This window comes from Bradyrhizobium sp. CCBAU 25338 (genome assembly GCF_028128965.1).
In the GTDB taxonomy this organism is placed as follows: domain Bacteria; phylum Pseudomonadota; class Alphaproteobacteria; order Rhizobiales; family Xanthobacteraceae; genus Bradyrhizobium; species Bradyrhizobium liaoningense.
Genome location: NZ_LFKY01000002.1, coordinates 144,922 through 163,224, shown reverse-complemented (window position 1 = coordinate 163,224; position 18,303 = coordinate 144,922). Strand labels below are relative to the sequence as shown.

8 protein-coding genes and 3 pseudogenes are annotated in these 18,303 nt (G+C 58.7%); 6 read left to right on the top strand and 5 right to left on the bottom strand.

The annotated features are described in order from the left end of the window. Positions 1–587 (top strand): annotated as a pseudogene (locus tag ACM42_RS02245) (integrase core domain-containing protein); the annotation flags it as partial. A gap of 1,055 nt (positions 588–1,642) precedes the next feature. On the opposite strand, the gene nodU reads toward ACM42_RS02245, so the two are convergent. Then, positions 1,643–3,397 carry a nodulation protein NodU gene (gene nodU, locus ACM42_RS02240; RefSeq protein WP_271526478.1) on the bottom strand — a complete coding sequence of 585 codons (1,755 nt, stop codon included), beginning with the start codon at positions 3,395–3,397 and terminating at the stop codon, positions 1,643–1,645. A 503-nt stretch (positions 3,398–3,900) separates the two neighbouring features. Next, the gene (locus ACM42_RS02235) at positions 3,901–5,097 is read right to left on the bottom strand and encodes a pyridoxal phosphate-dependent aminotransferase (protein WP_271526477.1); all 1,197 of its coding nucleotides are present in this window, start codon (positions 5,095–5,097) and stop codon (positions 3,901–3,903) included. A gap of 828 nt (positions 5,098–5,925) precedes the next feature. On the opposite strand from ACM42_RS02235, the pseudogene ACM42_RS02230 reads away from it, so the two are divergent. From ACM42_RS02230 to ACM42_RS02215, 4 genes and pseudogenes are all read left to right on the top strand, one after another. Beyond that, positions 5,926–6,402 (top strand): annotated as a pseudogene (locus ACM42_RS02230) (integrase core domain-containing protein); the annotation flags it as partial. 533 nt (positions 6,403–6,935) lie between these two features. Further along, a complete protein-coding gene (locus tag ACM42_RS02225) occupies positions 6,936–7,736 on the top strand; it encodes a hypothetical protein (protein ID WP_271526476.1) in 801 nt (266 codons plus the stop codon). Positions 7,737–7,773: 37 nt separating this feature from the next. Beyond that, entirely contained in the window at positions 7,774–8,031 is a 258-nt protein-coding gene (locus ACM42_RS02220; protein WP_271526475.1) for a hypothetical protein, read from the top strand. Between the two features lie 371 nt (positions 8,032–8,402). Next, positions 8,403–8,984 (top strand): hypothetical protein, encoded by a 582-nt coding sequence (locus tag ACM42_RS02215; protein ID WP_271526474.1) that lies wholly within the window; start codon positions 8,403–8,405, stop codon positions 8,982–8,984. A gap of 493 nt (positions 8,985–9,477) precedes the next feature. Here ACM42_RS02215 and ACM42_RS02210 read toward each other — a convergent pair whose 3' ends face one another. Together ACM42_RS02210 and ACM42_RS02205 are read right to left on the bottom strand one after the other, a co-directional pair. Continuing rightward, positions 9,478–10,842 carry a hypothetical protein gene (locus ACM42_RS02210; RefSeq protein ID WP_271526473.1) on the bottom strand — a complete coding sequence of 455 codons (1,365 nt, stop codon included), beginning with the start codon at positions 10,840–10,842 and terminating at the stop codon, positions 9,478–9,480. Continuing rightward, complete coding sequence (locus ACM42_RS02205) at positions 10,839–16,784, bottom strand: AAA domain-containing protein (protein ID WP_271526472.1); 5,946 nt, start codon at positions 16,782–16,784, stop codon at positions 10,839–10,841. Before ACM42_RS02205 ends, ACM42_RS02210 begins: the two co-directional genes overlap by 4 nt. Before the next feature lie 126 nt (positions 16,785–16,910). On the opposite strand from ACM42_RS02205, the gene ACM42_RS02200 reads away from it, so the two are divergent. Continuing rightward, positions 16,911–17,396, top strand: a complete 486-nt coding sequence (locus ACM42_RS02200) for an NEL-type E3 ubiquitin ligase domain-containing protein (protein ID WP_271526471.1) — start codon at positions 16,911–16,913, stop codon at positions 17,394–17,396. A gap of 360 nt (positions 17,397–17,756) precedes the next feature. Here ACM42_RS02200 and ACM42_RS02195 read toward each other — a convergent pair. Then, a pseudogene (locus ACM42_RS02195) lies at positions 17,757–18,054 on the bottom strand (transposase); the annotation flags it as partial. Positions 18,055–18,303 lie beyond the last annotated feature (249 nt).

Sequence of the window (18,303 nt, the reverse complement as noted above, 5' to 3'; positions counted from 1 at the left end):
CACGACCAGTTCGCCAATGGCCGACGCTTCCGCATCCTCAACATCGTCGACGACGTCACCAAGGAATGCCTGGGCGCCGTTCCGGAGACGTCGATCTCGGGGCGGCGCGTGGCCCGCGAACTGACGGCAATCGTTCAGCGACGCGGCAAGCCAGGAATGATCGTGTCCGACCATGGCACCGAATTCACCTGCAATGCCATGCTCGCTTGGTGCAAGGACGCAGCCATCGATTGGCACTTCATTGCGCCGGGAAAGCCGATGCAGAAGGGGGGGGGGGGGGGGGGGGGGGGGGGGGGGGGGGCGGCTTCGTCGAGAGTTTCAATGGCCGGATGCGCGATGAGCTACTCAACGAGACCCTATTCTTCCATCTCGATGACGCCCGCGCCAAGATCGCCAACTGGGTCGCCGACTACAATCTCCAGCGTCCCCACTCGTCGCTGAAATACCTGACCCCCGCGGCCTACGCCGCCCACCTCACCGCAACGGACGATCGGCTGCGCAACCCCGACCAGCTCCGCCGATCGTCCGTTGCTCCACCCGCGCCACTTGGCGTACAAAACCCCGAGACTCTAACTGCCGCTGGATGAAAATGCAGTGGCAGGTCAAGGTGGCTCAAAATGATGGGTAACGTGAGTCGCCAAACCGCGCTAGTCCCACCTCCCCGAGCGCGGTGATCGGCGCACCGCGTGGATTGACGCTTCGCCCTGCCCAAATGGCACTGGAGATACAAGGCGCGCTGAGCCCCGGCCGTCCTTGAATCCGGCGCTGGATGAATAGGCCCCGGCTCCCGCCGATCGTGTCGCTCGACGCGAAGACGACGCGCGACAAATCAGCGATCGATGCCCTCGCCCTCGCGGTAGGGGGGTACGTCCGCCGATACCCGCACCGTCGCCGAGACGAAGAGTACGTCTATTGCGTCTTGGTGGGTGACGATCTGTTTGTTAGATCGGGGCAGCCGGAACAAACGCGGCCTTCGTCGTATTCGGGGTCGATTTCAATGGTGATGACTGTTGAGCTAGGCCGACAACACGGACGCTGCGGGATAGAGGATCCACGTGCTGGAGGAAGCGTGCGCCATCCGCGAATGCGAGGAGCACGGTTAGATAGGACCATCCGCCTGCACGAGAGCGCGCCTTCTGATATCGCCCGACAGAACCCGCCAGCAGGCGTCTCCCCTCACGGAGCGGAAGCCCCAATTCGCGACGTGCTGGACCGGATCAAAGCATGGAGAACGCGAAGTAGCGTCTGCGCCGACCTCGCCATCGATCCGGATGCGGTGCCCGGTACCAGGATCAACCACGATGACTCCCTGGCCCCTTCGTCGACGTGCCGCCGTCGTCGTCGATGGAGCTTCGGCCACTTCCCGCGGCGGCACAGACGATCCAATCTCGCCCCCCACGAACGGCGCTATACTCGCTTCAACGTGCTTCCAAAGCTCTGGCGCCACCTGAACAGCTGGCTCACATGAAACCGACGATGCGAGTTGCCTCGGAAACTGGCGCCGGGCGCGGGCGATACTGCAACAAGCCGCTCCTTCTTATCCAGCGATCACCGCGCCGCCCCTCTAGCGAGGTGATCATCTCGACCCTCGAAATCGTGGCCTTCTCCCAAGATTACCCTAGGCCGGCGGCGATCGCATTCGTCAAACAAGACGACCTGTGGCGGGAGTTATCCGCTCTTCGTCGTACGGTCCCGCCTCCGCGCGCTGAGAGAGAAAAATGCCGTTGGCCGGCGCTGAGTCTCCGCCCGCGAGTTTCGTCCACAGCACACCATCGCACCACACGTGGTCAACGCGGCCCCACTGGCAGGCAGATGCCACATTCGGGAAAAACCCGCGTCCATTGCGATTGGCGCTTGTGTTGCATAGTAGCGGAATGCCCGTGAGGGCCTCGTATTCGACAAGAAGTTCGGCGATTTTGTGCTGAGAGGTCCGACAAATCGTCTGCAATCGGGCAGATCCGTCCAGATGCACAACAGCGGGGATCTTGTCCCGCCATTCTGCTCGTATTAGGTGCTCGAAGAGCATGTAAGGGTCTGGCGTTCCAGGACTAAAAATATCCGGCGCACGATCCTCTAGGCATATTGGCGCTACAGGCCGGAAGCGCTCGCGAAGTTTGATGTCGTTGAGACGGTCCTTCATTCGCGGCGATGTCGCCGCGGCCAGTATGCTTCTGCTACCCAAAGCCCGAGGTCCAAGCTCCGCGCGGCCAGCAAGGAAAATAACGGGCTTGTTGCTGGCGAGAATCGTTGCAAGTTCACGCATGCTACATGGTGAGCCGCCCCATCCGGGCGGCACGCCGCCTCGTTCCACGGCTGGACCACTATAGACGGACCATTCCAATGGTACAAAGCCTTGGTCCGCCGCCAATGCGGAGCAAGCGGCACCTATTGCCGAGCCACTGTCATTCGGAAAGGGTGGCACCCAGATAGCATCGAACAAGCCGGCAGCTCGTAGTGCGCTATTCCATTTTATGTTGAGACCGCAGCCGCCGGCGATGCACAGATTGCGCACGGGAAGCCTCGAATGTCTCTGTATAGCGCTCGCGAGTTTGGTAACGAGCAGACGCTCTTGGAACCAATGAAAGGAAGCAAGCACATCTTCGGGAGCTTTGGCTTTGAACCGTAGCGCGCTGGCATCGAAGAACTCGTGGACAGGCTCAAGCGCGGCGTCCTCGCTGCAACGACCGACTGGCTCCGTAAACGTGCTAAAGTGCTTTTCGTAGAGCTCCCGAAACACCCCGACAATGCTTTCATCGACTGAACCGAGCGCGATGTAGGCCATCAACTTGCCCGCAACACCGAGGTCCCACTTGGTCCGGTTCGCCTGCTTGTATGGTCCGAAGTGATAGCCCGCGGCAGCATAAGCATGCCCGATCAGCGGGAAGAGGCACTCGAGGAACCTGGCGGCGCGGCGCTCTACATGGTAGAGACGTGGAAAGGAAGCTCCGTCCCACACCAGACAGAACGCGGGCTGCCCGGCCTTGGCGAAGGGGCTGGTACAAAAAGCGGAAGCCACATGGGCTGTCACGTGCGGATAGCTTTTGTAAGGGAAGGCGCTCTCGTTGAGCAGCAGCCCAGAGCCGTCGTGCGCTATGAGGAGGCCTTCGGCATCGCCCTCAACATACGGCGCCCCTTTAAGGGTAATGGGTGCAGTCCCACTGAAAACCTCAAATTGTGACTCAACCTCGCCCCACCATCCGTCGATGACGAACCGATCAACGTCCCGCGGATCTAAACCGTGCTCTGCCAAGGCGACAACAACCGCATCGAGATTGTTGATTTTTTGATATCGCGGATTATTGCCCCGCTTCTCCTGCTCGATACAAAAGACAAGCCGTCCGTCCTCGATAAGGGCGACTGCTCCGTCATGGGTCAGTTTAATGCCGCAGATGCGCATACTGTCTCCGAACCTAACGTCGGTGATCCATCCGATTTGAAGGCGCCGCAACTATTGCTCGTGTCGCAAGACTCAGATGGGCTCCCACTGTCACGATGCACGCTCTGGGCCAGTTCCAATCAGAGGAATCGCTGGCGATTGTCTGATCAAAGTCGGAGTTTGAAGCGACTTGATCGATTCGTGACACCGGACGCGTTCGGTTTCGGACCAAGCACTCCCGCCTACGGCGACAATTTGCGTGCATGCGACCTGCTGCCTTCGACGTCGAGCGAACGAGTGCAGCGGAACTCTTTACCGGATAGTGAGATCATTAACCGATCCTTTCCAAACCAGATCAGGAGACGTGACCTCCAGAGGCGGCGACGAATCGCGGTCTTTGATGTCACAATTCAACCGATGCTCGCCGTTAACGGACATAGGAGCTGCGTACATTGCGGAGTGCCATCATCAGCTGAAGCGCAGATATTCATATCCATGCCTTTCGTCTGGGACTGGACCGGCGGTTATCTGATCCTAAGGCTATTTAGCGCCTGGACGATGCGCTTCAGTCCGATCGCCGATGCCCCCGGTGGGGCGCCGAATGAGAGTCGCAGGCCGTTGACGTCTCCAAACGCGTCTCCCGCAAGGCAAGCCACATTAGTATGCTTCAGGAGCCAGCCTGCAAAATCATCCGTCACTCCAACGCGACCTTCGTCCTGCAAAGCAGATGCAAGCCTGTTCAGATCAAGATAGAAGAAGAATGCCCCGTCGGCACGAGGTGGGGTTACATCACGTAGATTAGAAAGAATGTTAAGACCCATGTCGCGAGCGCCGAAAAGCCGTTGGTATGTCTCCCGCTCAATCCGGCCGCCGGCGACCTGAAAGTGGCTCAGCGTAGCTTGCTGCGCCTCTCGACTTGGTGTTATCGCTGCATAGCCCTGAAGCTTTCTTGCGGCGGAAACGATGGCGGTGGGAGCCGCGAAATAACCCAAGCGAGAGCCTGATATCGCCAGCGCCTGCGAACATGGATTGACTATGATCGTTCGCGGTCGCACGGCGGGGTACGCCACGACGATCGACTCATGGCGGTGTAAACCGGTGAATACTAATGTTGAGTAGCGCTCGTCCGAAATGATCCATATTCGGAATTCGACAGCAAGCTCGCCGAGCTCCTGCAATGTTGTTCGACTGTAGACTGCGCCCGTCGGATTGTTGGGTGAATTGATAATCATCGCTTTAGTCCGCGATGTAACGGCAGCTCGGATTGAGCCGACATTAGGAGTATATCGCGGGCGCTGAGCATCGACGAACACCGGTACTGCGCCAGCGGCCTGAACCAGCGCTGGGACCCACGGTTGCCAGGGGCGGATAATGATAACCTCATCGCCCCGCTCTAAAACGGCCAACGCCGCATAAAGCAGTGCTTCCCTTGAGCCGGCAGTGATTGCGATCTCCTCCGCCATCCAATCGAGGCCTGTCTGGGCCGCGAGCCTTTCGGCAACAGCTTTGCGGAGCGGCATAAGGCCAATGGGATCCACGACGCCGCTCGACCCAGAATCGACGGTAACCATCGCCCTCTCGTGCACTGATGAGAGTGGCTGGATGATCTCGTCGTTCGCGAGATCGATGAACTGATCTCCGCCACCGACAGAACCGGTGGCCGCGCCCTGGGCGCCGGACGCACGCTCTGTAGAACCGAACGATATCAATCGTGACGGCAAAGTGACCTCCCACGGTCGTCGAACTCGAAGCGAGCCAAAGCTCGCAACCGCCGTGCGCTCCCGGTTTAGCCATCGATCCATATCCGGCGAGGCCGACGATCTCACCTAGACCGACACAGTCCCCCCAACACACAACGCTAGCAGCCTAATGGCAGTCGCTCCACCCTGAGTGCTTGGTGAGACAATTTTGGCCGGGCATCAAACGGACTGATCTTCGGCTCGACTATCGGCGTATAGGCCATCCTGGACTGCTTGCGAGCACGGGCTCCTGCTATCGTCCTACTTGTGAAGCGTTTTGCCGCCAGCACGTGATACTGACCTCGGACTCAAAAGGATACCGTAAACGCGAGCATTAGCCCGCGCGCCTCGCGACAGAGCCGTTGACGGTGACATAATGCAGTTGCTCTAGCCACACTTGTTGAAGGTGCATCGTCATGCGCCTGATGCGCACAGGCGACACGGTGTGTCATCGCCAGGAACTATGTTCCCAATCAATGACCAGTGTTAGTAGTTGATCCGGCGAGCATCGAAAAAGCGCTAAGATGTTGCGACCGATCCAGGCAATCAGACGCGGACACTTCTAAGCGGCCCCGAGGAGACGCTAACGCCCGCAAGCTATCACTACATCGCCCAGAGTTAGCTCTAGCAGCTAAGCGGAGGCCGTCTACGCTTTAGGTACCTTTCTGCTGGCGCCGCAGGTCGGCTCGCGGTCGCAGACTCCATCGTCAATGGAGAAAGAGGGCCCTAGCTTGGGGTAGTGGTTGATGGCGCGGCCGTTCCGGAGGCGCCTGAAGGCTCTTAACGCAAGCAATAAAAACATGGGNCGGCGCCATTCCGGAGACGTCGATCTCGGGGCGGCGCGTGGCCCGCGAACTGACGGCAATCGTCCAGCGACGCGGCAAGCCAGGAATGATCGTGTCCGACCATGGCACCGAATTCACCTGCAACGCCATGCTCGCTTGGTGCAAGGACGCAGCCATCGATTGGCACTTCATTGCGCCGGGAAAGCCGATGCAGAACGGCTTCGTCGAGAGTTTCAATGGCCGGATGCGCGATGAGCTACTCAACGAGACCCTATTCTTCCATCTCGATGACGCCCGCGCCAAGATCGCCAACTGGGTCGCCGACTACAATCTCCAGCGTCCCCACTCGTCGCTGAAATACCTGACCCCCGCGGCCTACGCCGCCCACCTCACCGCAACGGACGATCGGCTGCGCAACCCCGACCAGCTCCGCCGATCGTCCGTTGCTCCATCCGCGCCACTTGGCGTACAAAACCCCGAGACTCTAACTGCCGCTGGATGAAAATGCAGTGGCAGGTCAAGAGCTCAAAACTAGCCCGGCTCCGATCCTGCCGTTCAATGGAGGAACAGCTTGCGAGCACGGTAGGAAGTCGTTGCCTCCGGCGCTTTCTGTACCGTTCGAATGACACCCTTCGAAATGACTGCGCCTGATCAATCGCGGGGAAAATACGCGATTGGGCTTGGATTACGATGTGCCGGCGGCGGCGCGAGAAAACGGCTGCAGCCAGCATCCGTGATGGCATTTCTGGTGCCAAGGCGTGCGTGCGAATCCGCGAGAGGTTATCCGATCCAAACTACGCCGATTGTTTCAGCATGCCGCTTTGTCCGCAACGTGCAATGCCGTGGCGGAGGCGCAACAGTCGGTTCATAAAATCCCATAACTCAACTTTTGCTAGTTGCGCGCTTAGGCCGAAAGGCATTCGATAACAACCAGTTTTGTCAGGTTGACCGGAGTGGCTCCCTCGGCCCCTCTAGAAACCTGCACACTGCAAATTTTAAGCCCGGGGATTTGGCATGTTGAGGCCGGGAGTCAATTTGATCGCACTTATCGCTGGTTGTGTGCTTGCCGGATGCGGGTTACGCGTCCCAGAGATCCGCGATTTTCCTAACGGTGGGTCATACGCCTCCAATAATGCTTTGGTGCAGGCAATCGTTCGAAGTGTTCATTGCGAGCTTGAGGATGCCGTTACCCGGGTTCTCAACGCAAGAGCCGGTTCATCTGATGCTCTTTTCTTGCGCAAGTGGGGCGCTCAGGTCGCCCTCACTATTCAGCTTGAAGAGAAGTCGACGGCTAATCCGACGGCTGTTTGGTTCCCTCCCTCGCCACCTTCGTCCATCTTCAGTTTAAGCGGCGCATTTAATGGATCAGCAGATGCGACCCGTGTAGATAAAGTAAACTTCTATTACAAGGTGAGCGAGCTCTATCTCGGGCCAAACGGAAGATGTGAGCGTGACACCACGGCGCCAACCGACTCATTACTAATTCAGAGCGACTTGAAATTGGCAGAATGGCTTGACGCGATGGTCAACGGTGTCGCGACAGGGCAAATCACGAGCGTCGCTAAGCAAAATGTTCTTTCCCATCAAGTAACTTTCGAAATCGATACTAGCGGAACCATTACTCCTGCATGGAAGCTCGTGCGAGCGACGTTCAACCAAAGTGGCAACTTGTTGTCGGCTTTGCGCAATCGCAAGCATGACCTGGTGGTGACCTTCGCGCCGCTGGATAAAACGCAGAGCGGAAATTTCCTAATCCCAATCGGCGAAAGTACGCATATTGCTTCGCAGTTGACCAGCGGCATTACGACTGGCTTCAAGAGCGCCCTGGGCCAATAGACATCTATAGATGTAGATCTTTGATTGGAGGATTATAATGGCCAAGAAAACGAAAAAGCGCGCCATCAAGAAAGCTAGAAAAACCGGCGCGGAAGTCGTGCCTGACTCTCTGTCGGCTGATCCGGCAACGAATGCTCTGGCTGACAGAGTTGCGCGTTGTAATAAGCCGCCGCTCAAGTGGCTTAGGCAAGCTGATGGGTCATGGCTGGAATGCTCCCTTCGATCAGACTGCACCTACGGCAACTGCCACGAGGTAAGTGCCAATGAGGTGCCAGCAGAAATCCGCAACGGTTGAGGCGCACCGTGTGATCGCCGGAGGCGCTGTCAAGCTCAAAAGCCGAGCGAGCTCATGTCCGGAAATATTCGCGCACTGAAGGCCCGGTTTGGCAAGCCGTTGATCAGTGGCTTCAACGAAGCGATCTTGCCATTTTATTCCGGACGGTTGCTGGTCGTTCGGTCCTGAAATCAACGCTTCCTCGGAGCGTACTCGATGTCACTATGCTCTGACCGACTAAATAGCGCAATGCAGTGAGCCGATCCAATAGGCCAAACGCCGAAATGATTTATTGGGGTCACCAACGCAACGGCATGACATCGTCATTTCCGTAGCGCCTTTTTTGTTGCGCTGGTTTCTTGCTGGGTTGACTTTGTTGGAGGAGCACACCCATGGCAAAAACACTCTTTTGGGGAACCCTTTTGGTAGTCCTGACTATCGGGGGGATATCTTATTTCTATGTTCGAGCTTTGAATCAGCTTCAGGCGGACAGCGAAAAAATCGCTCAGGTACGGGCAGGTTACGAAACACGATTACAGGAGCTGCAGAAGAACCTAACCGTTGAGCAAACGAAAACTGTGGCGGTTCCGACTCAGACCGTGACAACGGAATGCAGGTCACCCGACATTAATCTCGGCGGTATCAAGCTTCCGCCCGTTTGTATCCCTGTTGTCAAAACGACCACTCAGAACATCCAACAGGTTGTGAAAGTGGAGGATGCAAAGGTACGAGCAGAACTAGATGAGACGCTCGCCCGCTTGAAAGATCTCTCGAAGCAAAATCAGAATGCAAAGTCTGTCCTAGACGAGATTAGGCCATGGTACGAGTTTGCGCAGCAATTGATGAAGCCTGTCATAAGCATCATCGTTCTTATTGTTAGCCTGATCATCATTCTCTCGAAGAGATATAATGCCGATCAAGAAAAATGGGCTTTCGGCTCTCTCGGTACAATCATCGGTGTGTGGTTGAAGTAGTTCGTTGCGCTTGGCGTGGCGGAGATCGACAAAGCTAGATCCGAATTTGCGCGCGGCGCAAAGAGAGCCTAATCACAGGCGAGAGCTGGTCGCAAAGAGACGCTCGTTCTCGCCTCTATTTGCGCAAACCGACTGATTGGCCGGTTGAGACCGAAGTTCTCAGTTAATGTTTGACCGCAGTATTCGGGCCTGAATTTGCCCCTTCGGCGCAGTGCGGCAAGGACGAGCTCGATGAAGTCCTTGAGCCCATCGGGAACAGTTCCCGGCAACAAGTTGAATCCAAAGCCGCGCATTATCGCTGCAGAAAGCGTCAATCATTCCGCTGAACTGGAATTTGTGCGCGGGGCAATCGATAGTCTGATCATAAGGGACGGCTATAAAGGAGTTGCCGTAGCAGCTCTCGACCGCGCACAGGGAAGACTCAGGTCAGTGTGATCTTCGCGGAGATTTGCGAGATCATCTCTGTTAGATTGCAGCTGGCTTCTCGCAATTGCTAAGTGGGCCGGTTCGCTGGCACCGATCGATATGATCGTTCAGCAACTTCCGCTTCTTGGCTTGCACCCGGATCTGAGACGATCTTCAAAGGGAGTTGACCGACTGGCCTTGCGAATTCCATAGTAACGTTTCCGCCTGCTTTAGCGACCAACGCCTTCAGCCGATCGAACTCGCCGCACCAGATCGTTTCCATGTCGTGGTCACGATTTGCATCGCGAGCTTCGGCCGAGCTGCCGATACCTACGGCACGCACCTGGAGGAGATCCGATCTCGATCCGCCCAAGAGCTCTACTCCGTAACCAGGATTGGCCGCCTTACGAAGGACAATCCGGCCGTTCTGGACCCAGGCGGTCGCCATTCCCTCCGATACTTCGTATCCCAGGCTGGCAAGACCTTCGAGCACCGCGCGCCTGCGCTCCGCCGCGGCCATCGCCTTGAATTCTTCCTCGATGAGAACGTCGGCGCGTTTGACGAGTTCTTGCCGGTTGCTGGGCAATGGGGAGGCGAGGGCGTCCTCGATTTCGCTCACCAACGAGGTAGCCTCCGCTGACTTCATGCCGGAAAGCTCGGCGCGTCGCGCCCGAAGCTCGTCGGCTAGTCGCGCGCTGGCGCGGCCATCCTTCACGGCCGCGGCCAAGTCCAACAGAAGGCTATCTGCGATAAGTGATCTTCGAGCCGACGGCTCTGCTTCCAAGAGCGCGACACGGTCCGAGAATGGGGAGGGATCGATGCCAAGCCCGCGCAACTCGCCGAGAAGAGTATCGACGCGTCCCAAGGCAGGATCCTCCATCTCCTGAGCTTGCCTGGCAATCCATTCCTGCAGCGTGGCGCGGCGTTCGCCGGCGGCCAGGCGAGTAGCAAGCTCGCGTTGGCGGTCTGTTGCTTTTTGTGCCGCCTGAGAAGGAAGCAGCAGCAGCGCCTTTGCCATCGCCGCTTCCAGGCGCTCGGAAGATCCGTTCGAGTCACTGAGCTCGCTTCGAATGTCGGTGGGAATTTCGACTTTCAAGGCTTGTAGCCTCTGCAGCAGTGCCTCGGCCGCGGCTTTGGAGCGCCTCAAACCACGCTTCGAACGGACCTCCATTTCGGCAACCCTTTCGACCCGGCGTTCGGAGTCCGCCTGAAGGAAGGCGATCTCGGCGGCAACCTGTTTCTGGAGTTCGGTGAAACGATCTGCCTTGAGCAGGCGATGAAGCGCGTCCCGCCGGGCTGTGACATTCTCGATGTCCTTCTGCTCGATCGTTCCGTTGCGCCTGCCGGCGGACGTCCAGCTTTCGATCGCGCAGTCAAGCCGCGCCAGGTTGCGACGACAGATGGCGATGATCTCTGCTCGGGTAACGATCCTGAATGCTTTGGGTCCGCTCATTGCAATCCTCCCCCACGAAGCGCGTGCTCGACAGCGTTCTTGAGCCGGAGGCGTTCGGCGTCTCCAGCATGAGTCCAAGCATACGACGAAACTCTATGGACATAAGGAACGGCTCTTCCCAACACATTGGGGCGCCAGATCTCGCGAGCACGCGCTCTTTGAAGCAATTGGTGTCGCGGCGCATCGCATTCGACGCCTATCGCGTACAGGCCGGTCCGGGGATCGGTCACGGCAAAATCAAGGCTGAATGCGCCGCCATCGCGAGCCCGACTGGGCTTATAGCCATTTGCTTCCAGAAAGGCTTCGACGGACCTGGTGAAGCCGTCGTCCTCATGATGTCCAGCTTCGTGGTGCGGACGTGGTTCGGTTACCATCCGGTCCAGGAGCGTCTTTCCGGACTCTGCAAGACCATCGGATACCGTCCTGGCATATTCGAGGTAGCCTTGCAGATAGTCGCGCGGCACCCTGGGACCGCTCCTCCTCGTCAACAGGTCCGATATCTCCGATATCGGCATGGATGTGACGATGACCACCTTTTCTCTCGCACGTGTTACTGCGACATTCAGGCGGCGCTCGCCGCCGGCGTGGCCTAGCGCGCCGAAGCTCTTGCGAAAAACGCTGTGTTCGTTGCGGCCGAACGTCGTGGAGAAAACGATGATGTCACGTTCATCGCCTTGCACGTTTTCCACATTCTTGACGAAAAAGCCCATGTCCTCGCCATGCTCGATACGTTCGCGCTCGCGCATCAATGCCTCTCGGAACGCTGCATCGTTTTCGGCGCGATCTTCCAAAGCATCTTCTATGGCGTCGGCCTGCTTGCGGCTGAATGTGACGACACCAACCGACGGTGGCGATGAATCCTCCCAAAGCTCCGATAGGTATTGTACGATATCGCTGGCTTCCTTTTGGTTCGTCTGGGCCTTGTAAGTGCCGTCCGAGCGCACGACTTCGATCGGCTTGAGCCTGCGGATTGTCTCTAGGGGATGGCGAACGGGGACGCTAAGGCGGTTGGCGTAGAACGATGCGTTCGAGAATGATATCAGCTCTCGATATTTCGAACGATAGTGCACCTGCAGAGTACGGGTCCGAAGCACGGAGCGAGCGAGTTGGAGGAGATCGGGACAATCCTTGATCTCTCTCCGATTCCACGTCTCCGCGAAGGCTTCGCGTTCCTCCTCGCTGGCTCCTTCTTCTGGTTCTTCACCGTCGAATATTGCCGCTTCGTCGTTCTCGACCTTGCTGGCGAAGAAGGATGTCGGCGGCATCTGCTTCTCGTCGCCGCTGACGACGACGAGCCTGCTGCGAAACAGGGAGGGCAGCGCATACTCAACCGGCATCTGCGAAGCCTCGTCAAAGATGACGGTATCGAACAGTCCCGCGCGAGGTTGCAGCACGCGGCTTGCGACATCTGGCGTCATGAGCCAGACCGGCCGGAGCGCGAAAAGACCGAGCGGAGCGGCGCGATCGATGAATTCACGCAATCTTAGTGCTCTTGGACCACGCAGCCTGGTGATCGCGTCCCACTCGCTGGTCGGACGCACTTTTGCTGCATCGATACCTTGGACGAGAAGATCCCGGTTGTACTGCCGGATCTGCGCGTCGGCTTCCGCGAGCGATTTTACCTTCGCATCTAGCTCGTCAGCGTCGAACAAGACGTCAGGATTCGCACCCTCCATATCGGCCTTCCACGCCAAACGGGCCTCGCGGCCTATAGTGGCGCGAATGCAGGCGTCGAGGTCTTCGGAAGCCGAAAGCTCGGACTCCCTGGACCTGAGTGCTGCGAAGATTGCACGCTCCTCGTCGCCCAGTCGCGAAGAGCGAAGTCGATACTCCTGATAGCTGCTCAGCAACGGCAGAGCCTGCACGATCTGGTCAATGGCGCTCGCATTGGAGCGGCCATTCTCGAGCGCCGAGCGTCTCGATCCGAGCCACAGTTCGTCGAAATAGGTCCTGAGCCGGTCCAATGCGGCACGGCTCTCCTCTCGCGTGTCATGCCTTCTGAGCGCGAGTTCAGCCCGCTGAAAGAACGTGCCGAGCTCCTCGGTCGTTCCGGCCGAGAGCGCTCTCTCGAGCTCGAGCCGGTCGGGGCACCGATCGATGAGGGAATTAAGGCCTCCCAGACCATTGAAGAACGCGCCGACGCGCTCGGCGAAATCGGCGAGCTTACCGGGCGACAAATCCAGATTGGGGGCACGACCGAACAGGATCGTGAAATATTGCTCCAGTTCGTGCCGTGGCTGGCGTATGGCCAATTCGAGCTCGACCGCATAATACAACGAGCTGATGGCGTCGTTATCTTGCGGGAGCTGCAATGACGCAAGGAGCTGGCGTACACGGCGCGTGCGCAGCCAATGGAGCGGGTTGAGCCATTGTAGGGCGCTTGCCGGCAAGCGAACTTGGCCCGCGAGTTCCTCGGCAGAGCAGAGCTCTTCCTCATTGAAGGCGATGAGCTTGGAGCAAAAGTTCGGCTTGTAGGACGGGCCGTCGAGCGCTGAGAGGATTTCTTTAATCGCTGATAGGCTCTTGAGAATGCGCGCAGCTTCCGATGTCCCATCCTCGACGTTCCGAAACAGCGGCCGCAATCGAGCAAGATTTGCGCAGACCGAATCGCTGATCGAGCGGAGCTCATCCGCTTCGGCGAGCCAGGACCGAAATTCCGCCGCATCCGATATTTTCAGACAGTTCGCCGTCTCAGCGTCGGTCTGGTCCCGCCGTGTGTCGGCTTGCAAAAATGCCTGCAGGTGCAAGGCCAGTGCGGCCGCGGTTCCTCGATCGGGATTGAACGGCTTGAGGGCGGACAGAGGATTGTCTTCAAATTTCGACGGAAGCCAGAATTTCGCAAGCGGGCCGCAATTCTCCTCGATCCTCGCCACGTCCGCGGGATGTAGATCTGCCAGCAAAGGGCGGAGTTCAGGAGCCTCAATCGTTTTCCGGCTTGCTTCTTCGATCTCGAGCAGTTCGCCGAGCAGTGTTCGATAGGACAATCCGGTTCGATCATCCACGGAATGAAGTGCAACCTGGCGACGGTCCAGCTCCGTTTCGAGCGTCTCGATGCGAGCGGCGAGGCGATCGCGCTCTCGCTTCCAGGCCGCAGACCCTCCGGGAGACAAGTTGTGCAAAGCCTGGACTTGCGAACGGATTGCGCCGACGATCGGCTCACGGTCGCGATGGGCATCGGTAATCATGACGAAGCGATCCGTCAGGCGTTCCTTATCCAAGCGCTTGCGAACCACCTCGAGAGCGGCTTGCTTCTGGCAGATCACGAGGAGCGATTTTCCCGTGCCGATGGCGTCCGCGACCATGTTGACGATGGTCTGGCTCTTGCCGGTTCCGGGAGGTCCTTCGATGACCAGTCCCGGGGCCTGACGCGCGTCGAGGACGGCCGCTTCCTGCGAGGGATCACTATCCGCGGTAAAGTACCGGTCGGCCTCTTTCACCGGAGGGGATGCCGAAGGCGCCGCCTGCTGTTCGTTCAGGCGCAGGGCGGCCTCCAGCGCCGTGGCCGTCGGCGGCAAGCCCCGGAGGGTCTCGAGATCCTTCATCACCGCCTGGCCCATGAAGGCCAGATGGAACAGCACGGCTGCTGGCACCAGCTGTCGTTCTTGCGCGCCGACGTCGAGGTCCTTGCCGGGAAGCGTAGTCAATTCGGTGCCGATAGGCTTGGCCAATCGGCTGAAGGCGTCCATCACCGCCTGGACGGACAAGCTTGCATGCGTCAGGAGCTCGTTGGCCGCTTCCTGCCAACGTCTCGCCTCGGCAATGCCGACCATTCCTTCGAGAGCGGGATTGACGAGAACATGCTCTATCTCGGTATCGGGATTTCTCTCGCGCCCATAACTTAAAATGATGTGACCGCGGTTTCCGACCTCCGGATTGACGCGCACCGGCCACAGCAGGACCGGCGCAATCCGCGGTTTCGCGTTCGGCCGATGATCGCGCATGATCAGGAATGGAAATCCCATGAACAGCCCATCGATGCCGGTATCGCGCCTGTAAAGCAATGCATGGGAGTGCAAGGAGCGCAACCTTCGCTCAAGCCCGTCGTCATCGGCGAAAGCCGCCGGATCGACGTTCACGATTCGGTTCGTACGACCAAGCAGTTGGTCTAGAATGTCAGTTGCCGGCACTCTGGGCGTATCGAGCTCGGTGAGATCGATCCTGGCCGATTTGCCGATCAGCATGCGCGTCAGCGGCCCGCGCAACACGCCGCCTGAAATCCGCTTGGCGAAGAAGTCCAAGATCGTCGACACATAGCCTTGCTTCGGAAGCGCTCTCCACGTCTCGGCGGGCACACAAAGAAGGGCAACCGCGCGCCCTAAGGGCATTCGTCGGTCCAGGCGAAACTGGTCCGCCCACTCGTCGACGTCCTTGATGCCGCATCTGGCGAAGTTTTGAATGCGCTCGTCAATCGTCTGGTAGATCTCGCGACGTGGGCGGCCGAGAAGCGTTGTCGCCTCCTCTGCCGAAAAGTTGCCGAGCCCGGCCGTCGACGCTTCCTTTTCTGCTTCTTCGATGACCTCGGCGACCGAGCGGAATTGGTTCGAGGTCGCGCTGAGCAGGATGACAAGGTCTTCTTCCGCCGAAATGCGGCGCTCAGTGAGCGCTGCTACTCCGGCATGGTCGGTATCGGGGAAAAGCCGTCGCCGTTCTTCCCAGAGCGCGGCCAGGCGGGCCATAGAGGTCGACAGCAGGTGAACGCGCAGAGCATCCTCGTCGACCGCGATTTCGAGTTGGTCCAGTCGCTTACGAACCGTGTCCGAGCGGACCTTCAGGCGCCAGAGCCAATCGTCCGAATCAATTTTCCGCAGCAGGTCGGGTGCAGGACCTGTGATCAGGCTGTAGCCGTCGCTCGGGTGGTCAAGCAGCCAACCCGGTGTGACGATATTGCCTCTGACGATCAGAGGCATCGACGGATTGAGGGTTTTAAGTGAGATGGAGAGCTTCAAATCCTCCTGAAGGTCGTCAGTCCGCAGAATTTGCCGTAGACCTGCCGCAACAGCCGCTTCGAAGCCGGCCTCCGCAGTCCAGCTTGCAACGGCGCCTCTGAGGACAAGCGCCTTGGCTTGGTCCCAGTTCGCAGCTTCCGCGGCTGCCAATGCGAACATGTTTGCAGATCGATATTGTTTGCCGCCCAGCGAAATCGAGCTCCCGCCCTCTGTGTCGGCCGCTGTATCGGGCGCGGGCGCAGATACGCTTTCTCCGCGTAGCCAAGCCTGAACTTCCTTCCACTGCCAACGCTGACGCCTGTCACGCGCCAACAGGCCGCGCAGCAACGTGTTGGTCCGCTCGTCCAGACTTTCGGGGAGGTGTACGCCGTTGGTGAGAACGTGGATCAGAAAGGCCTGCTCATTGATGCCTGCGAAGCACGCGCCTTGGGTAATCTTCTCCAACAAGATCATCCCCATGCTCCACCAGTCGGACGCCGGGGCGACGCCGCCGGCGATCGCCTCGGGCGCCATATAGCGAGTGGTTTCAAGTGGAGACACGATATCGAGGTCGAATTCGGAGAGCCGTGCCGAGCCGAAGCCCCCGATGACGAGGTCAAGTGGCTCTTTTGACCGCACGAAGATCACGGAAGGGCGCAGATCCCTGTGTCGCAATCCGGCTTCGGTGAGAGCGTGAACGGCCTTGGCGAGCTCGCGGACTAACGTTGCAAGAGACGCCGGATCGGCTGGATCGACGGCAAAATCCGCCAGAGTGCCGTCCTTAAATTCCTCCGCGACCTCGTAGGCGCGGTCTTGCCAACGACCGGTTGCGAAGAATTCCGGGACGTGATCTCGAGGAAGCTTTAAGAGCAAATCGTAGATCGCTTGGTCCGGTTCCGAGCCTGCAGCGTAAAGCGTGAGTATTCCTCGCTGTCCGTCTGAGGCGCGCGTGGCGACAAAGCGCTCGCGAACTGTGCTGGACGAGGCGATCCGATCCAGCAGATGCCAACCGTCCACGACCGTTTCCTGACCGGACGCTGGCGCGGGCTGTGGCGTCGGACTGGGCTCGGTCGGTGAGGGCGCCTCGTCCCCTTCGATGATCGGCTCGGCGAACTCATCCAGCAGGCGCGGGTCCTGTTCCGCTTGAACGCGCTTGAGCCGATCGCCCGTCAGAAAGTCGACTCGCTCGGATTCGTCGACGAGATCGAGGTCTATCTCGCCTATCAGGTCAAGCTACGTGATCGGCTGGACCTGCAGCTCATCGCTCCGGACATGCGATTCTTTGATGTCGCCCACGTCACTGAAGACGACCTCACCGCAGCCGAGATCCAGGTGCGCAACGAGGAGGCGGCGGGGTTCGCCGACTATCTGGCAACTCGCTGGCAACCCTGGGAGATGGTGGTGAGTCGGATTGCCCCACAAGCTCATGCACAGATGGAGGGCCGACTCAGGCAGGCGATGGACGAGGAGTTTCCGAGCCGCCTTGAGCAACGGCTCGCCGACCATCAGCTAACCGGAGATAGCGATGCCGCGGTGCAATTCGGAGCCCAGATCAGCGTGGAGATCGCCCGCGAGATCAAGGGCGCTCTGATGCGCCAGATGCTTGGGGACCGAGGGCTTGAGCTGTGAAACGGCCATCCAATTGCGAGGAGCGTCAATTTTACGTCATGTTGTTTTCGGATGCCGGCACCCTGAATGGGTCGTTTGTTGAAAACGTTCGGCCGGCAGATCTACGCGCATGGCGGCGCTCGATCTCCCCGAAAGATGACCGCGGGGGCGCGCGGCAGCGGCCCAGATGCAATTCATCAGCTTCGCAGCTGACCGACACTATTGCTTGTTGCGCAATTGCTGCTTGGCATCAGGGCATCCATCCGGGGTGACGCGGACTGATTGACTGGCAGATCGCCTATACTAGGAGTCCGATGCCTCGCAACCGTAACGATGACAACGCGCCGCTCGGTACGATTCCAACTCTAGAGCATCCGCCGATCATGCAGCGTATCCTGCGGCGATGAAGTAGTTGCGGCATTTGGTTGCTGTCAAGCGATCAATCGCCCAAATCGCGCTCCAGAGGCCCTTCGTTCTGCGGCCTGACGCAAGAGCGCCTTGAGCTTGGCGAGGCGTTCTCGATCGGATTGAAGTCGGGGCTGTAGGGAGGCAGGTAGAGTAGGCGTGCACCCGCAGCCTCGATCATCTGGCGGACCCTTGGTCCCTTGTGGCCGGAGAGGTTGTCCATGACGACGATAGCGTCTGGCGGAAGGTCGGGGATGAGAACCTTCTCGACATAGATTGGCGTATAGTACCGCATGGGTACATCAATGCGGTTGATTTCTTCGATGAACTCCAGCGCGAAATGAGAAAATTCGCTTGATATCTGCGGTGCCCGGCAGAAATTGGCGAATTTTCCTCTTCATGACGAGGTAAGTTTTCCGTTGCGGACGGTGTTCGAAGGGCCCGGGCCCGGGCCCGGGTCCGGATGAAGGCTCAAGCCGAATGAGCTCACGCGGCAGCAGCTTTCTATCGATGCCGAGCAGCG